General features: G+C 69.5%; 16 protein-coding genes. 7 read left to right on the forward strand and 9 right to left on the reverse strand.

Going from position 1 to position 16,002, the window contains the following annotated elements:
• Positions 1–25 precede the first annotated feature (25 nt).
• Positions 26–967 (forward strand): helix-turn-helix transcriptional regulator, encoded by a 942-nt coding sequence (locus BM004_RS25650; protein ID WP_093217848.1) that lies wholly within the window; start codon positions 26–28, stop codon positions 965–967.
• A 215-nt stretch (positions 968–1,182) separates the two neighbouring features.
• Here BM004_RS25650 and BM004_RS25655 read toward each other — a convergent pair whose 3' ends face one another.
• Positions 1,183–2,823: a 3-(methylthio)propionyl-CoA ligase gene (locus BM004_RS25655; protein WP_093217850.1), complete on the reverse strand. Its 1,641-nt coding sequence runs from the start codon at positions 2,821–2,823 to the stop codon at positions 1,183–1,185.
• Between the two features lie 199 nt (positions 2,824–3,022).
• Here BM004_RS25655 and BM004_RS25660 point away from each other — a divergent pair, with 199 nt between their 5' ends.
• The 6 genes from BM004_RS25660 (at position 3,023) to BM004_RS25685 (ending at position 6,945) form a co-directional block, all read left to right on the forward strand.
• On the forward strand, positions 3,023–3,817 hold the full coding sequence (locus tag BM004_RS25660) for a phosphodiesterase (protein ID WP_093217851.1): 795 nt from the start codon (positions 3,023–3,025) through the stop codon (positions 3,815–3,817).
• A 90-nt stretch (positions 3,818–3,907) separates the two neighbouring features.
• Positions 3,908–4,693 carry a helix-turn-helix transcriptional regulator gene (locus BM004_RS25665; protein WP_093217853.1) on the forward strand — a complete coding sequence of 262 codons (786 nt, stop codon included), beginning with the start codon at positions 3,908–3,910 and terminating at the stop codon, positions 4,691–4,693.
• Positions 4,694–4,729: 36 nt separating this feature from the next.
• On the forward strand, positions 4,730–5,671 hold the full coding sequence (locus BM004_RS25670) for a DMT family transporter (RefSeq protein WP_093217854.1): 942 nt from the start codon (positions 4,730–4,732) through the stop codon (positions 5,669–5,671).
• Between the two features lie 120 nt (positions 5,672–5,791).
• On the forward strand, positions 5,792–6,184 hold the full coding sequence (locus BM004_RS25675; RefSeq protein ID WP_143072510.1) for a hypothetical protein: 393 nt from the start codon (positions 5,792–5,794) through the stop codon (positions 6,182–6,184).
• 37 nt (positions 6,185–6,221) lie between these two features.
• On the forward strand, positions 6,222–6,473 hold the full coding sequence (locus BM004_RS25680) for a hypothetical protein (RefSeq protein ID WP_093217857.1): 252 nt from the start codon (positions 6,222–6,224) through the stop codon (positions 6,471–6,473).
• A gap of 73 nt (positions 6,474–6,546) precedes the next feature.
• Positions 6,547–6,945, forward strand: coding sequence for a hypothetical protein (locus BM004_RS25685; RefSeq protein ID WP_143072511.1), 399 nt, complete (start codon positions 6,547–6,549; stop codon positions 6,943–6,945).
• A 16-nt stretch (positions 6,946–6,961) separates the two neighbouring features.
• On the opposite strand, the gene BM004_RS25690 is transcribed toward BM004_RS25685, so the two are convergent.
• The 8 genes from BM004_RS25690 to badH form a co-directional block, all read right to left on the reverse strand.
• Positions 6,962–8,125, reverse strand: a complete 1,164-nt coding sequence (locus BM004_RS25690) for a GGDEF domain-containing protein (RefSeq protein ID WP_177206604.1) — start codon at positions 8,123–8,125, stop codon at positions 6,962–6,964.
• Positions 8,126–8,218: 93 nt separating this feature from the next.
• Positions 8,219–9,397 (reverse strand): acetyl-CoA C-acetyltransferase, encoded by a 1,179-nt coding sequence (locus tag BM004_RS25695; RefSeq protein ID WP_093217862.1) that lies wholly within the window; start codon positions 9,395–9,397, stop codon positions 8,219–8,221.
• Positions 9,398–9,524: 127 nt separating this feature from the next.
• A complete protein-coding gene (locus BM004_RS25700) occupies positions 9,525–10,304 on the reverse strand; it encodes an enoyl-CoA hydratase-related protein (protein WP_093217863.1) in 780 nt (259 codons plus the stop codon).
• Positions 10,305–10,317: 13 nt separating this feature from the next.
• Positions 10,318–11,310: a tripartite tricarboxylate transporter substrate binding protein gene (locus BM004_RS25705; RefSeq protein ID WP_093217865.1), complete on the reverse strand. Its 993-nt coding sequence runs from the start codon at positions 11,308–11,310 to the stop codon at positions 10,318–10,320.
• A 95-nt stretch (positions 11,311–11,405) separates the two neighbouring features.
• The gene (aliA, locus tag BM004_RS25710; protein ID WP_093217866.1) at positions 11,406–13,100 is read right to left on the reverse strand and encodes a cyclohexanecarboxylate-CoA ligase; all 1,695 of its coding nucleotides are present in this window, start codon (positions 13,098–13,100) and stop codon (positions 11,406–11,408) included.
• Between the two features lie 49 nt (positions 13,101–13,149).
• Complete coding sequence (aliB, locus tag BM004_RS25715) at positions 13,150–14,301, reverse strand: cyclohexanecarboxyl-CoA dehydrogenase (RefSeq protein WP_093217868.1); 1,152 nt, start codon at positions 14,299–14,301, stop codon at positions 13,150–13,152.
• Between the two features lie 19 nt (positions 14,302–14,320).
• On the reverse strand, positions 14,321–15,112 hold the full coding sequence (gene badI, locus BM004_RS25720; RefSeq protein WP_093130455.1) for a 2-ketocyclohexanecarboxyl-CoA hydrolase: 792 nt from the start codon (positions 15,110–15,112) through the stop codon (positions 14,321–14,323).
• Between the two features lie 31 nt (positions 15,113–15,143).
• Positions 15,144–15,911, reverse strand: a complete 768-nt coding sequence (gene badH / locus BM004_RS25725; protein WP_093217869.1) for a 2-hydroxycyclohexanecarboxyl-CoA dehydrogenase — start codon at positions 15,909–15,911, stop codon at positions 15,144–15,146.
• Positions 15,912–16,002: the final 91 nt, after the last annotated feature.

The raw sequence follows: 16,002 nt of genomic DNA on the forward strand, positions 1-16,002 counted from the left end.
GCGCGACTGCCTAAACTCGAGCCCGATGGACATCGCTCCCCTGCTTTCCCCCCTCGCCTACCCCGACCCGCTGGCGCGCGCGCCGCGTGTAGGCCCGGAAGACACCGGCCACATCCTGCCGACGCCGCCGGTGCTGCAAGGGGCCGTGGTGGCTGCGATCTCGCGCGACACGCGAGGCCTGACCATGAACGATGCGCAACGCCTGACGCACTTCCCGGCCTCGCCGCTGATGAGCCTGTCGTGGTTCCAGCACACCGAGGCCAGCATGATCGAACGCGGCGATGCACAGCAGCTTTCAAGCTGGCGACCCTCGGGCGCCGATTCGACGGTCGTGATTTCAGGAAGCCAGTCGCGCCCGTCGGTCTGCTGGGCGCACGAGAACGGACGCGCCGGCATGATCTGCTTCACTGCGGACATCGCGCGCACGCTGTTCGGCATCGATCCGGCCGCTGTTCACGACCGCTTCGTGCCCGCGCACGAGGTCATGGGTGCCACGTGGTCCCCACTGCTCGACGCCTTGGTCTGGTCCCCCGACGACGCAGCCACACTGGCTGCACTGCGCGACCACATCGCCCCGCGATGGCAGGCCTTGCACGGACGCTCGACCACCGCGCCATCGCTGCGCCAGTTGGGCCGCCACTGGGTCGAGCGCCTCGCATGGCAGGCCCACGAATGGCGCCGCACGCACAGCCCGCGCCAGGTGGAGCGTCGCGTCAAGGCCTTCAGCGGGCGCTCGCTGCGCGACTGGCAATCGCTGGTGCGCACCGAGGGCCTGTTCTTCGCCGCGCGCGAGCGCTACGAGACCGGCCAGCCCTTCGACTGGGCGACGCTGGCGCTCGACCATGGCTTTGCCGACCAATCGCACCTCGTGCGTGTCACACGGCACATCGCCGGTTTTTCTCCAGGTGAATTTGCCGAGCGCTTTGAACATGACGAGTCGTTCTGGATGTACCGGCTCTGGATCTGACTGGCCCCGGACCGGGGTGACACGGCGCATGCGTCGCCTACCACGCTTTCCTTCATTCCTCTCGCCGCGATACACGTCTTTCCGCCCCTCGCGGGAGGCCTGCCTATTCAACAGGCAACGTGGTGGAAACCCACGCCAGCTCTCGCTTCGCCGGGTCGCCTCCCCGCACAACCCACAGAGTTGTCCACAGAAAAATCGAACAAGTCATCGAACCGTCATGCGGATGCCGCGGCCACGTAACCCTTGAACTGTTCGCGCAACTTCGTCTTCAGCAATTTGCCGGTGGCGGTGTGCGGCAGGCTGTCGACGAAAGCCACGTCATCGGGCAGCCACCATTTCACGACGCGGCCTGCGAGGAATGTGAGCAGTTCCTCGCGCGTCACTTCGGCGCCCGCGCGCTTCACCACGATGAGCAGCGGCCGCTCCTGCCACTTCGGATGCGCAACGCCGATCACCGCGGCCTCGGCCACCGCGGGGTGCGCGCTCGCTGCGTTCTCCAGGTCGATGGAAGAAATCCATTCGCCGCCCGACTTGATGACGTCCTTCGCGCGATCGACCAGGCTCACGTAGCCGTCGGCATCGACGGTGGCCACGTCGCCCGTCGGGAAGAAGCCCTCGGCATCGAGCACCGGTCCGCCTTCGCTCTTGAAGTAGCCGCTCGCAATCCACGGCCCGCGCACGTGCAGGTGGCCGAAGGCCTTGCCGTCGTGCGGCAGGCGCAGTCCGTCTTGGCCGACGATCTTCAGCTCCACGCCCCACACGCCGCGGCCCTGCTTCATCTTGATGGTGGTCTGCTCTTCCTTCGACAGCGCCAGGTGCTTGGGCAGCAGGTTGCCGATCACGCCGATGGGGCTGGTCTCGGTCATGCCCCAGCCCTGCACGAAGTCGGCGCCGAAGTCGCGCTCGAAGCGTTCGATCATGCTGCGCGGCGTGGCCGCGCCGCCCACGCCGATGCGCTTCAGGCCAATGGCGCGCGTGTCGATCTCGGGGTGCGCATCGAAGTACTGGAACAGCATGAGCCAGATGGTCGGCACCGCCTGCGAGAAGCCAACCTTCTCGTCGCGCATCAGCTCGTACAGGCTCTGCGCGTCCATGTGCGGGCCGGGCATGACCAGCTTCGCGCCCGTCATGGCGGCGGCATACGGCATGCCCCACGCGTTCGCATGGAACATGGGCACGGCCAGCAGCAGCGTCATCTGCGAGTTCACGCCGAAGGTGTCGGGCGCGCACTCCATCAGCGAATGCAGCACCGTCGAGCGGTGCGAATACAGCACGCCCTTGGGGTTGCCGGTGGTGCCCGAGGTGTAGCAAAGCGAGGACGCGGTGCGCTCGTCGAACTCGGGCCACGCGCAGGCCTCGCTCTGCGCGCCCACGAGCTCGTCGTAGCACAGCAGGTTCGGCACGTCGATGGCGGGCATGTGCGCGCGGTCGGTCATGGCGATGAAGGCGCGCACCGTCTTCAGGCCGGGCGCGAGCTTCTCGACCAGCGCGGCGAAGGTGGTGTCGAAGAACAGCACCTTGTCTTCGGCATGGTTGACGATGTAGTCGATCTGCTCCGGAAAGAGCCGCGGGTTGACCGTGTGCAGCACCGCGCCCGAGCCCGACACGCCGTAGTACAGCGCCAGGTGCCGGTGCGTGTTCCACGCCAGCGTGCCGACACGCTCGCCGGGCGCGATGTCGAGCGCCTGCAGCGCATTGGCCACCTGCTTGGCGCGGCGCTGCACCTCGGCGTAGTCGGTGCGGTGCACCGGCCCTTCGACGCTGCGCCCGACGATCTGCGCATGCGGGTGGAAGGTGGCCGCATGGTCGATGAGCGACGAGATGAGCAGCGGGCGGTCTTGCATCAATCCGAACATGGCTTGTCTCCTGTGTAGGGCTGTCGCGCTGCATCGTAGGCAGCGGCCACGGCGCGTCACATCGTCGGAACGGACGATTGAGGGCGCCAGAGGGTTGCCCCTCATAGGCGCCTTGCGCGGCGGCTGGGCCCTCGGCGGATGCGGGAAATGCGGCAGGGAACGGAACCTGCTTGCACGCCGGGCAACCACGAGGCGCCCGATGCTCATCGCTCAAATCTCCGATCCCCACGTGCGCCCCGCCGGCCAGCTCTACCAGGGCGTGGCCGATTCGAACCGCATGTTCGCGCAGGCCATCGACCACCTGCACGCGCTGGACCGCCGGCCCGACCTGGTGCTGCTGACCGGAGACCTCGTCGACGAAGGCAGGCCCGAGGAATACGCTCAGACGCGGCGGCTGCTCGCGAAGCTGGCCGTGCCCTGCCTCGTGATTCCGGGCAACCACGACCACCGCGAGAACTTTCGCGCGGCCTTCGCGGACCACGCGTACCTGCCGCGCGAAGGCGCGCTGCACTACTGCATCGACGACCACCCAGTGCGCATCGTGGCACTCGACTCCTGCGTTCCCGGGCTGCACCACGGCGATGTCGATGCGCAGGGCCTGGCGTGGCTGCGGCGAACGCTGGAGGCGCAGCGCACGAAGCCGACGCTCGTGATGCTGCACCACCCGCCCTTCGCCAGCGGCATCCCGTACATGGACCCGTACCGCTGCATGAACCCGGCACCGCTCGAGGCCGTGCTGCGCGGCTTCGACAACATCGAGCGCGTGCTGTGCGGCCATGTGCACCGCACCATGCTGCGGCGCTGGGCCGGCACGGTCGTGTGCGCGTGCCCGAGCAGCACGACGGAAATCGCGCTGCGGCTGGCGGCGGACGCCGCGCCCGCCTCGTACATGGGCCGCCCGGCATGCATGCTGCACCTGTGGGACGCGGCGCAGGGCATGGTGAGCCATGTGAGCCACATCGGGCAGATGGAGGGTCCGTATCCCTTTGCCTGATACGCAATGAAGCGGCCGGCTGCGCCCCGTCGTGGGCAGAATGAACCCTTCCCCGCACATCCGCACATCCTCAGCCCCGCACGCCGCGCCATGCCCCAGCAACGCACCCTTCTCCACGCCTGCGACGCGTTCGAAGTGGCGCACGTTCGCTCGCACCCTGCGCGCTCGCAGGAATGGAGCGAGGCCTACACCGTCGCCTCGCGGCGCATCGTCTTTCCCGCCGGCAGCACCTTGCTCGAGGTGCGCTCCGGCGGCAGCAGCTGGCTGGCCGACGGACTCACCGCCATCCGCTTCGCCGACGGCACGGTCTACCAGTTGCGCCAGGGCATGCCGGCCGCGCGCAGCAGCCTGGTCGTCACCCGGCATCGCGCAGACGCCACCGACGAGGCGCCCGCCTTCTTCCTTCTGTCGCCGAGGTCGCTGTACCAGGTGCACGCCGCACAGCGGCAACTGCGCGCCGACGGCTGCGGCGCGGCACGTGTCGCGTCGCTGGTCGGCGAGCTGCCCGCGTTACGCCGGCAAGTGCCGCAGGCGGGCGCGACAGCCCGCGCCCGGCGCCTGCTCGCGCAGGCCGCGCAAACTGCGCACGGCGAACCGCGCATGTCGCTTCACGACGTGGCCGACGCCGTTTCGCGCTCCCCCTTCCACCTCGCCCGCAGCTTCCGCCAGCAGACCGGCCTGAGCCTGCACCAGTACCGCCAGCACCTGCGGCTCGCCGCGGCCATGGAGCGGCTGGCCGATGGCGACCACGAGCTCGCGGCCATCGCGCACGATCTCGGCTTCTGCAGCCAGAGCCACCTGGGCGCGGTGTTCCGCCGCGAAACCGGCGTGACGCTCGGCGAAGCCCGCCGCGTGCTGGGCAGCGCACGAATTTGATAGCCGCCACGCGGCGCGGTCGCGAGACTCGCCGCCATGACGGACCGCCACCTTTGCACCGGCCTGCTGGCCGCACTCGCCGCCGCGCTGGTCGGCAGCGCCTGGCAACTCGTCTCGCGCCACGGCGTGACCACCACGCTCGGCCCGATGGAGCTGGCGCTGATGCGCTACGGCATACCCGCCCTGCTGCTGGCGCCGCTGTGGTTCGGCCGCGCGCGCGGCACCCGCATGGCGCCCGCGGCCTCGCGGGCCACGCTCGCGCTGCTCGTCATCGGCGGCGGCCTGCCCTTCGGCCTGCTGGTGCTGGCCGGCGCGCAATGGGCGCCCGCCAGCCACATGGGCATCTTCATGGCGGGCAGCCTGCCGCTGTTCACCGCCATCGGCGCGCGGCTGCAAGGAGGACAAGAGGGTCACAAGGGACACAAGGGACACAAGATCGGCGGCATGCGCCTGCTGGGGCTGGGCTGCATTGCGCTCGGCATGGCGCTGTTCGCGGCCGGCAGCTTTCGCAGCGGCTCGCTCGACTGGCGCGGTGACCTGCTCTTCCTGGCCGCGGCCATGCTGTGGGCCACCCACTCGCTCGCCTTCGCGCGATGCGGCCTCACGCCATGGCAGGGCGCCGCGTTCGTCAACGGCTGGTCGGCCCTGCTCCTGCTGCCGCTGGTGGCGATCGCGGGTGCGCCGCGGCTGCTGAGCGCGCCGTGGGCCGACATCGCCCTGCAGGCCGCGGGGCAAGGCGTGGTCGCCGGCTTGCTCGGGCTGGTGGTCTACATGGTGGCCGTGGCGCGGCTGGGTGCCGCACGCGCATCGCTCTCCGCGGCGCTGGTGCCGGTGCTGACCACGCTGGGTGCGGCGTGGTGGATGAACGAACCGGTCACCGGCGCGGTGCTGCTGGCGTTGGCGCTGGTGGTGCCGGGCGTCGTGCTGGCGAGCGGCGCGGTGCGCGCGCGCGCGAAGGTGCCGACGCAGGCGGCGTAGCGGCGTCGGGCCGCACGGGCAGAATGCGGCGCATCGCCACCCGCGCCAAGAAAAACGCATGCTCACCGACGCTGTCACAGCAACTCGACTGGAACCGCCGGCCCATTGGCGCTCGGGCACATGAGCGATCAGATTCATCTGCAGCCCGTCGTGACCGTCCTCGCAGGCCCCTTCCAGCCCGATCCGATCAGTGAGATCGTGTCGATCTTCCATGCATCGAACGGATTGCAGATCAAGCTGAAGAGCGCGGACTCCACCGCCGAAGTCGTCTTCCCGACCACGTGGGGATTCAGGGTTCTCGACGAACTCGACCTGACGGAGTTCTGGTCGCAGTGCTCCATGAAGACCGGCTGGCTTTTCGAGGTCACCGGCGGTGGATGGAAGGCGCTCGAAATGCAGCGGACGCACTTTGTCAGCGGCCGCCTTTACGATGATCTGCGCGAGTTTCTTGTCATCGGCACCACCTTCTGCGTGAGCGTGTTGAGCCAGGATGAACCCATGGTCCGGACATGAGCCGCCAACACCCACCCTCACCACCGGAGGACCACGCATGAACAAGCCGACCTGCTGGTTCCCCGCCAAGCGCTACGGCTGGGGTTGGGGCGTGCCGACCTGCTGGCAGGGTTGGGCCGTGCTCGCGCTGTACTTCGTGTTGCTCGCCGGCGTGATCTTCACCGTTCGCCCCGAGCGGGAGCCGTTTCACTTTTTGCTCGCTGTCACCGGCCTCAGCGCCGCGCTCGTTGCCGTGTGCTGGCTCAAGGGCGAACCGCCCCGTTGGCGCTGGGGAGAGAAGAAGCGATGAAGGCGAACGCATCGCCGATGCGCTCGCCGGTCGAAGCGGCCGACATTTCCGGCGGCTCGCATCCCTGCATCGCATGGCTCGACGCCTGCGTGACCGATTGATGCGCGGCGCGCGCTTGCGGCTCTGCGCCGCCTGCCTGCTGCTGTGCGCCTTCTGCGCCCCACCGGCCTTCGCCAACGGCAGCATGCAGTGCGAAGGTGTTCCCTACTCGGCGGAGATCCAGTTCCGGTTGTCGACCGGCGAGCTCACGGAGCTGATCGTCGCGCGCACGAACGGCGCGAACACCGCATCCGAGCGCTTCACGCTGCGCCAGCGGTTCGTCGACCACGAGCGCCAGGTCATGCGCATCGAGGGCGCCGGGCTGGACCACCCCGCGCACAAGGCCACGCTGAACGCATCGAAGACACGGGGCACGCTGACCTACCGCGGCGCGCAGTACCGGTTGCGTTGCGACTGGAGCGAAGCCGGCTGAATCAACACCGGCCGAATCAGGCCGCGGCCATCACCTGGTCGCGCCCCATGGCCTTCGCGCGGTACAGCGCGGCATCGGCCCGTGCCAGCACGTCGTCGACCCGGTTGCCTTCCTCGCCCGCCGCCACGCCGATGCTCACCGCCATGGCACCGACCGCCGACAGTGGCGAATCCGGCGTGAACGGCTCGCCGACGGCCTGCTTGAGTTGCTGCGCGATGCTCATCGCCTCGGCCTGGCCCGCGCCGCTCAGCAGCACCACGAACTCCTCGCCGCCATAGCGCCCGAGCACCCCCGCATCGCCGATCGCGCGCTGCATGCGGCTGACCGCCTCGCGCAGCACCGCGTCGCCCATCAGGTGGCCGAAGCGGTCGTTGATGTCCTTGAAGTGGTCCAGGTCGATCATCAGCAGCGCCACGCGCCGGCGGCCCGCATGGGCGAACGCGGCACGGCACGCGTCGAGCAGCGCGCGGCGGTTGAGCGCGCCGGTCAGCGGGTCGCGCGAAGCCAGGTACTCGAACTCGGTGTGCACGCGGTCAGTGGCCATCAGGATCACCGCGATCGACATCAGCAGCACGGTGAACGAATACATGGTGATGTAGAGCGACTGGATCCACGACGTGTCCAGCAGGCTCTCGCCCGCCATGCCCACCAGCACCGACACGAAGCGCAGCGCGGCCACGGCCGACTGCACGAGCAGCAGGCCGGTCATCAGCCGCTTGCCGAACACCATGCCGCGATCGCGCATGTACAGCCGGGCGTGGAAGAAGAACAGCGCCGACACCGCGAGCGTGACCAGCACCAGGCGAAATTCGAAGTCGGGCTTCACGGCACTGAACCAGAACATGGCCAGCCCGAGGAAGCCGTTCAACAGCGTCCAGCCCCGCGTGTCGCTGCGCCCCAGCAGGAACTTCTGGCTGCCTGAGTAATAAAGAATGCAGGCCTGGAACAGCACGAAGTTGGCGACCACGATGGTGACGAAGTCCGGCAGGAAGCCGCGCCCCGCGAACAGCATGGTGCTCACGAAGGCCACCAGCGGCGCCAGTGCCCAGTCGCCCAGCCCGCCGATGCTCGGCGGGTAGCTGCGGCGCATGAAGAACACCACGAGCGCCATCATCAGGCCCATGATGCCGGCCAGCATGATGACGGAGCGGGGGTCGAGGATGGATGGCAATGCGCCCATGGGCATCGATTATGTTGGCATTGCCATTCCATGTTCCGGGACACCGGTTCCACGAGGGAACCAGGCCCGGCGGTCCCGGTGGACCGCGATGGCTCAGAGCCGCTCGACGATGGTCACGTTGGCCATGCCGCCGCCTTCGCACATGGTCTGCAGGCCGTAGCGCTTGCCGCGCTGGCCCAAGGCATGAACCAGCGTGGTCATCAGCTTGGTGCCCGAGGCGCCCAGCGGATGGCCCAGCGCGATGGCGCCGCCGTTCACGTTCAGGCGCGCCGGGTCGGCGTCCAGCGCCTGCAGCCATGCAATGGGCACAGGCGCGAAGGCCTCGTTCACTTCGTACAGGTCGATGTCGCCGATGCTCATGCCGGCCTTCTTCAGCGCGCGCTGCGTGGCCGGCAGCGGGGCCTCCAGCATGATCACCGGGTCGTGCCCCATCACGCTCATGTGGTGGATGCGCGCGAGCGGCTTCACGCCCAGTGTCTTCAGGCCGCGTTCGTTCACCACCAGCAGGCCGCTCGCGCCGTCGCAGATCTGGCTGGCGGTGGCGGCCGTGCAGCGCCCGCCCTCGGCGATGAGCTTCACGCCCGCGATGCTCTCCAGCGTGGCGTCGTAGCGGATGCCTTCGTCGGCGGTGTGCAGCTCGCCGGGCTCGGTGCCGTCGGCCATGCGCACCGCCACGGGCACGATCTCGCGTTCGAACAGGCCGGCCCGGGTGGCCGCGATGGCGCGCCGGTGGCTCTCGAGCGCATAGCGGTCGAGTTCCTCCTTCTCGATACCGTAGTTCTTCGCGATCATCTCCGCGCCGGTGAACTGGCTGAACTGCACGCCGGGGTAGCGCCCGGCCATCTGCGGGCTCACGTAGAAGCCCAGGCCGGCCTTCAGCGGCAGCGTGGCGGGCGTGCCCATGGGCACGCGCGTCATGCTCTCGACGCCGGCGGCGATCACGATGTCCATGCTGCCCGACATCACGGCCTGCGCCGCGAAGTGCAGCGCCTGCTGCGACGAGCCGCACTGCCGGTCGACCGAGGTGGCCGGCACCGACTCGGGCAGCTTCGAGGCCAGCACCGCGTTGCGCGCGATGTTGGAAGACTGCTCGCCGGCCTGGCCGACGCAGCCCATGATCACGTCTTCGACGAGCGCGGGGTCGGCGTCGGTGCGCGCAACGAGCGCGTCGAGCACCTGCGCGGCGAGGTCGGCCGGGTGCCAGCCGGCCAGGCGGCCGTTGCGCCGGCCGCCGGCGGTGCGCGCGGCGGCGACGATGAATGCTTCGGGCATGGGGAGTTCTCCGGTTGCGTCTGGGGTTCGGAGAATTGTTCGCGCCGGGTGCGCGCGCAGCGTCGTCGGAACGGACGATTTTGGCTGGCCCTTTTCGCGATGGCCGCGATGCCGAGGCGCAAGGGCTTCAGCGGTGGTTGAACACCGGCTTGCGCCGTGCCAGGAAGGCCCGCATGCCTTCGTGCGCGTCTTCGCTGGCGAAGCGCGCATGCAGCTGCCGCCGCTCGAACAGGATGCCCTCGGACAGCGGCACCTCCCAGGCCCGGTTGACCGACTCTTTGATGGCGATCAACGCCGGCAGCGAGCAGGCCGCGATGCGACCGGCCAGCGCCATGGCCTCCGGCATCAGCGCGTCGTTGGCCACCACGCGGGACACGAGGCCGTAGCGGTCGGCCTCGGCCGCGTCGAGCGTGCGCGCGCCCAGGCACATCTCCATCGCCTTGGCCTTGCCGATGGCGCGCGGCAGGCGCTGCGTGCCGCCCGCGCCGGGCAGCATCGCGAGCTTGATCTCGGGCAGCGCGAAGCGCGCGGACTCGGCCGCCAGCACGATGTCGCAGGCCAGCGCCAGCTCGCAGCCGCCGCCGAACGCGAAGCCCGCCACCGCGGCGATGACCGGCTTGCGCACGCGGCGGATGGTCTCCCAGTTGCGCGTGATGAACTCGTCGCGCACCACGTCGGCGTAGCCCCACTCGACCATCGCCGCAATGTCGGCGCCCGCCGCAAAGGCGGTGTCGCCGCCGGTGACGACGATGGCGCCGATGCCCGCATCGGCGTCGAAGCCGAGCAGCGCAGCGCCCAGCGCGTCCATCACCGCGTCGTCGAGCGCGTTGAGCTGCTTCGGCCGGTTGAGGGTGATCACGCCGACGCGGCCGTCGGTGTGCACGCGCACGGGGGGTTGCTGCTGCATCGGATCGCTCCCCTCAGTCGACGACGATCTTCTGCCTGGCGATCAGCGCCGACAGCACCGCGCCTTCGTCGGCCAGCAGCTTGCGGAACTCGGGCGTGTTCATCGCGAACGGTTCCGCGCCCAGGTCGGCGTAGCGCGACTTCACGGCCGGCAAGGCCAGCGCCTTGGCCAGCTCGCCGTTCATGCGCGCGAGCACCTCGCCCGGCGTGCCGTTGGGCGCCCACATGCCGAACCAGATGTCGAGGTTGGCGCCCGCGAAGCCCTGCTCCGCCACCGTGGGCACGTCGGGGAAGAACGGCGAGCGCTTGGCGCTCACGATGCCCAGCAGCTTGGCCTTGCCGGTGCGGATGTGCGGGAACGCAATGCCGGGGTCGCACACGAAGTCGGCCTGGCCCGAGAGCACGTCCTGCAGCGCAGGCGCGGCGCCGCGGTACGGCACGTGCTGCACGTCGGTGCCGATGGCCTGCTTGAAGAGCTCGCAGGCCAGGTGCGGCGGCGTGCCCGTGCCGGCCGAGGCGTAAGAGAAGGTGCCGGGCTTGGCCTTGGCCAGCGCGACCAGTTCGCGCACGTCCTTCGCGGGCAGCTGCGGCTTGGCGACCAGGTACATCTGCGTGCGGCCCACGGTGGCCACCGGCGTGAGGTCGCGCGAAGGCAGCAGCGCCGACTTGAAGAGCGAGGGGTTCGCCGTCTCGACCGAGGTCGGTGCGATCAGGAAGGTGTGGCCGTCGGGCGCCGCGCGCGCCACCTCGGTGGCCGAGATGTTGCCGCTGGCGCCGGGCTTGTTGTCGATGAGCACCGTCTGGCCCAGCGACTCCGAGAGCGACTGCGCGAGGATGCGCGCCATCACGTCGGTGCTGCCGCCGGGCGCGAAGCCGACGACCACGCGAATGGGCTTGCTGGGCCACGCGGCGGGTGCCGCAGTCTGTGCGCTTGCGGCAAAGGCCACGGTCACGCCGGCTGCAATGGCGAGCGTGCGCAGGCGCGCGACGTAAAGGTTGAAAGGCATGTCTGTGTCTCCGTTGCAGTAATGGCTCGATGGCCTTGTGGCCCAGACGGCTGGAAGGCCGGATGGCCGGCCGGCGCTGGGCACCCGAGCGCGCGTCAGGCCTTGCCCGCGCCACCCGATTCGTCCGCGCGCAGCAGTTCGCGCAGCTTGAATTTCTGGATCTTTCCGGAGGGCGTCGAAGGCATGGCCTCGCGCACGATCAACCGCTCCGGGATGTACTGCACCGCCACCTTCTCGCCCTTCAGGAACGCGACGATCGACGCCAGGTCGACGTTGCACCCGGGCCTGGGCACCACCACCGCGCAGGCGCGCTCGCCGAGCCGCTCGTCGGGGTAGGCCACGATGGCGGCCATGCCGATGTGGGGGTGGCGGTACAGCAGCGACTCGATCTCGACCACGGGAATGTTCTCGCCGCCGCGGATGATCACGTCCTTGGTGCGGCCCGCAATGCGCACGTAGCCGCGCTCGTCGATGCGCGCGAGGTCGCCGGTGTCGAACCAGTCCTGCGCATCGGTGGCGTTGAGCTGCGGGCGCTTCAGGTAGCCGCCGAAGTTGGAGCAGGAGCGCAGCATCAGCTTGCCGACCTCGCCCGCGGGCAGCACGAGGCCGTCGACGTCGACCACCTTGATCTCCACGCCGGGCAGCGGGCAACCGTCGGTGTGGACGGAGCGCTCGTCGTCGTCGGCCAGTTGCGTGAGCGTGACCGCGCCGTTCTCGCTCATGCCCCAGGCCGAGACGATCTTCGCGCCCAGCGCGCGGCGCGCCTGCTCGACCAGCGTGCCCGGAATGGGCGCGCCCGCGCAGAGAAAGACCTTGAGCGTGGGCACTTCGACGCCCGTCTCGGCCACGGTCTTGGCCAGGTCCGAGAGGAACGGCGTCGAGGCCATCGTGAAGCTCACGCGCTGCGCGTTGATGGCGGCAATGGCCTGCTTCGGCTCCCAGACGTCCTGCAGCACCACGGAGGCACCGAGCATGATCGGCATCATCAGCCCGTACATGAAGCCGGTCTGGTGCGCCATGGGCGAGGCCATGAGCACCACGTCGGCGGCGCCCAGCCCCAGCCGCTGCACGTACGGCACGATGTTGGCCATGGTGGTGTTGGCCGAATGCATCACGCCCTTGGGCTCGCCGGTGGTGCCCGAGGTGTAGATCAGCTGCGTGACGTCGTCGGGCCCCGGCCGGCTGCGCCGGAGAATCTCTTGCGCATCGGCCTCGTTCTCCCATTCGGGGCCGCCGAGCAAGGCGTCGAAGCTGTTCGCGCCGCTGCCGCCGACCACCACCACGTGCGCCAGCTCGGGCAGGCCGGCCTGCAGGCCCATGGCCATCTGCTCGAAGTCGAAGCCGCGAAAACGCGCGGGCACGATCAGCACCTTGGCCGCGCCGTGCTTGAGCATGAACGACAGCTCGCGCTCGCGGAAGATGTGCATCAGCGGGTTCATCACCGCGCCGAGCCGCGAGCACGCGAGGTAGGTCAGCGTGAACTGCCACCAGTTGGGCAGCTGGCAGGCCACCACGTCGTTGCGGCCAACGCCGAGCCGCGCGAGCCCCACCGCCATGCGGTCGGCCATGCGGCCGAGTTCGCGGTAGGTGAAGCGCGTGGTGCCGAGGGAGGTGCCGAGGGAGGTGCCGCCCCCTTCTCCCGTGTCGACCCGCAGCGCCGTCAGCGCGAGCTTGTCGGGGCTGCGCGCAATGCACGCGTCGAGCGCGTCGTTGATGGTGCGGTCGTGCCACAGCCCCTGGGCCACCATGCGCGCGCGGCGCGCGGGCAGCAGTACAGCGTCGAATTCCATGATGTCTTGTCTCCTCTTGTTGTGAACCCGAAATCCGTGGCGGTGGCGTTCAGGCCGGCACGGCCGAGCGCCCCGCCCGCGTGCGCGCCACGATGGTCTTCATGATCTGGGCGGTGCCGTCGCCGATCTGGAAGCCCAGCACGTCGCGCAGGCGCTGCTCCATCGGCCCGCGGTCGTAGCCGCCGTGGCCGAACATCAGCAGGCACTGGTGGATGGCGTCGTAGGCCAGCTTGGGCGCCCACCACTTGCACATGGCGGCCTCGGCCGTGTGCGGCGCGCCCTTGTCCTTGAGCCACAGCGTCTGCAGGCACAGCAGGCGCGCGGCCTCCACCTGCGTGTCGAAATCGGCAAGCGGGTGCGACACGCCCTGGAATGCCGACAGCGGCTTGCCGAAGGCCTCGCGCTGCGCCACGTACTCCCAGGTTTCCTCGAGTGCCACGCGCGCCACGGCCAGCACCTGCAGCCCGATGAGCGCGCGCGAAAAGTCGAAGCCCTGCATCACCTGCACGAAGCCCTTGTTCTCGTCGCCCAGGCGGTGGTCCAGCGGCACGCGCACGTTCTCGAAGAACAGCGAGCCGCGGCCGATGGCGCGCTGGCCGTGGCAGTCGAAGCGGTTGCGCGTGAGGCCGGGCGCATCGGCGGGCACCAGCAGCGCGGTGACGCCGTGCGCCGCCGATTCCACCGAGCCGGTGCGCCCGAACACCACCACCGCGTCGGCCTGGTCGGCCGCGGAGATGGACGTTTTCTCGCCGTTGATGACGTAGGCGTCGCCCACGCGCTCCACGCGCAGCCGCAGGTTGGCCGCGTCCGAGCCGCCGCGCGGTTCGGTGAGCGCAATGGCAAGCAGCACCTCGCCGCGCGTGAGCCTGTGCAGCCACGGCCGTACCACCTCGGGCCGGCCGTGCTCGGCCAGGATCTGCCCGTTGAGCGAGGCCAGCAGGTTGATGTAGCTCAGGCTCAGGTCGGCGCGCGCAATCTCCTCGTGGATCACCCCGGCCGCGAGGCAGCCCATGCCCTGGCCGCCGTGTTCTTCGGCCAGCTCGGGCGCGATGAAACCCATCTCGCCCATCTCGCGCATCAGCGTGCGGTCGAGCACGCGCGTGTCGTCGCGCTCCAGGAAGCCGGGCGCCACGCGGCCGGCGGCGAAGCGGCGCGCATGCTCGGCCAGCGTGGCGAGGTCGTCGTCGATGTAGGGGTTCATCGCGTGTCTCCTGCGGCGGCTACTTCGCGTACCTGCGGAACTCGGGCTTGCGCCGCTCCTGCAAGGCTTTCACGCCTTCGCGCGACTCTTCGGTGTCGTAGTACAGCTTCAGCGCGTACATGCCCAGGCCCGCGATGCCGGCCTGGTGCGCCGTGTCGGCGTTGAAGCTGCGCTTGGCGATGGCCAGCGCCGTGGGGCTGCGCTCGCAGATTTCCTCGGCCCACTTCTGCACCTCGGCGTCGAGCTGCTCGTGCGGCACCACCGCGTTGGCCAGGCCCATGGCCACGGCTTCGGCGCCGCTGTAGCGGCGGTTCAGGTACCAGATCTCGCGCGCCTTCTTCTCGCCCACCACGCGCGCCAGGAAGGCGGTGCCGTAGCCAGGGTCGACCGAGCCCATCTTCGGGCCGACCTGGCCGAACACGGCTTTCTCCGACGCGATGGTCAGGTCGCAGATGGTGCACAGCACGTTGCCCCCGCCGATGGCGAAGCCCTGCACCCGCGCGATGACCGGCTTGGGCACGTTGCGAATGGCGTCGTGCAGCTCTTCCATCGGCAGGCCGATGGTGCCGCGCCCGTCGTAGTTGCCGTTGTGCGCGGACTGGTCGCCGCCGGTGCAGAAGGCCTTCTCGCCCGCGCCGGCCAGCACGATGGCGCCCACCTCGCGGTCGTAGCCCGCGCGGTTCAGCGCGCGGATGATCTCGTCGCAGGTCTGCCCGCGGAACGCGTTCATCTTCTCCGGACGGTTGATGGTGATCCAGGCCACGCCGTTGCGCACGTCATAGAGGATGTCTTCGAAATCTGTGGGGGCCATGTGTGTCTCCTTGGGGGGTATCGGGGGGGGGTCAGCCGTTCATCGTCAGGCCGCCCGAGACGCTGAGCACCTGCCCGGTCACGAAGGCCGCGTCGTCGCTGGCGAAGAAAAGAATGGCGCCGGGCAGGTCGCTCGGCTGGCCGATGCGGCCCAGCGGAATCGAGCGCGTGAAGGCTTCCATCAGCTTCTCGGGGTTGCCGGCGCCTTGCTTGTAGTCGGCGAACAGCGCCGTGTCGGTGGGGCCGGGGCACACCACGTTCACCGTGATGCCGTGGCGTGCGTGCTCGCGCGCGATGGTCTTGGAGAAGGCCACCAGCCCGCCCTTGCAGGCCGCGTACACCGCTTCGCCCGATGAGCCCACGCGCGCCGCGTCCGACGCGATGTTCACGATGCGCCCCGCCTTGCGCGCGGCCATGCCGGGCAGCACCGCGTGGTGCATGTGCAGCGCGCCGGTGAGGTTGATGGCAATGAGCTTGTCCCACTGCGCGGGCTCGGTCTTGATGAAGGGCTTGAACACGTCCCAGCCGGCGTTGTTGACCAGCACGTCGATGGGGCCGAAGCGCTCCTGCGCGGCGGTCACGGCAGCATCGACCGCGGGGCGGTCGGTGATGTCGCAGCGGAAGGCCTGGGCCTGGCCGCCGTCGGCGCGAATCTGCGCGGCCACCGCTTCGGCGGCCTCCAGGTTCATGTCGAACACCGCCACGCGGGCGCCGTCCTGGGCGAAGCGGCGGCTGGTGGCGCCGCCGATGCCGCCGCCACCGCCGGTGACGATGACTGTCTTGTCTTGGAATCGTTGCATCTGGTTCTCCTTGGGTCCGGGGGCTTGCTATATCGTTGGGCGGTCGGGCACCGCTTTTTCGGCAATTACGTAAATACGTTGACGTATTATT

Origin of the sequence: Variovorax sp. OK212 (assembly GCF_900112425.1) — a bacterium.
Lineage (GTDB): Bacteria > Pseudomonadota > Gammaproteobacteria > Burkholderiales > Burkholderiaceae_C > Variovorax.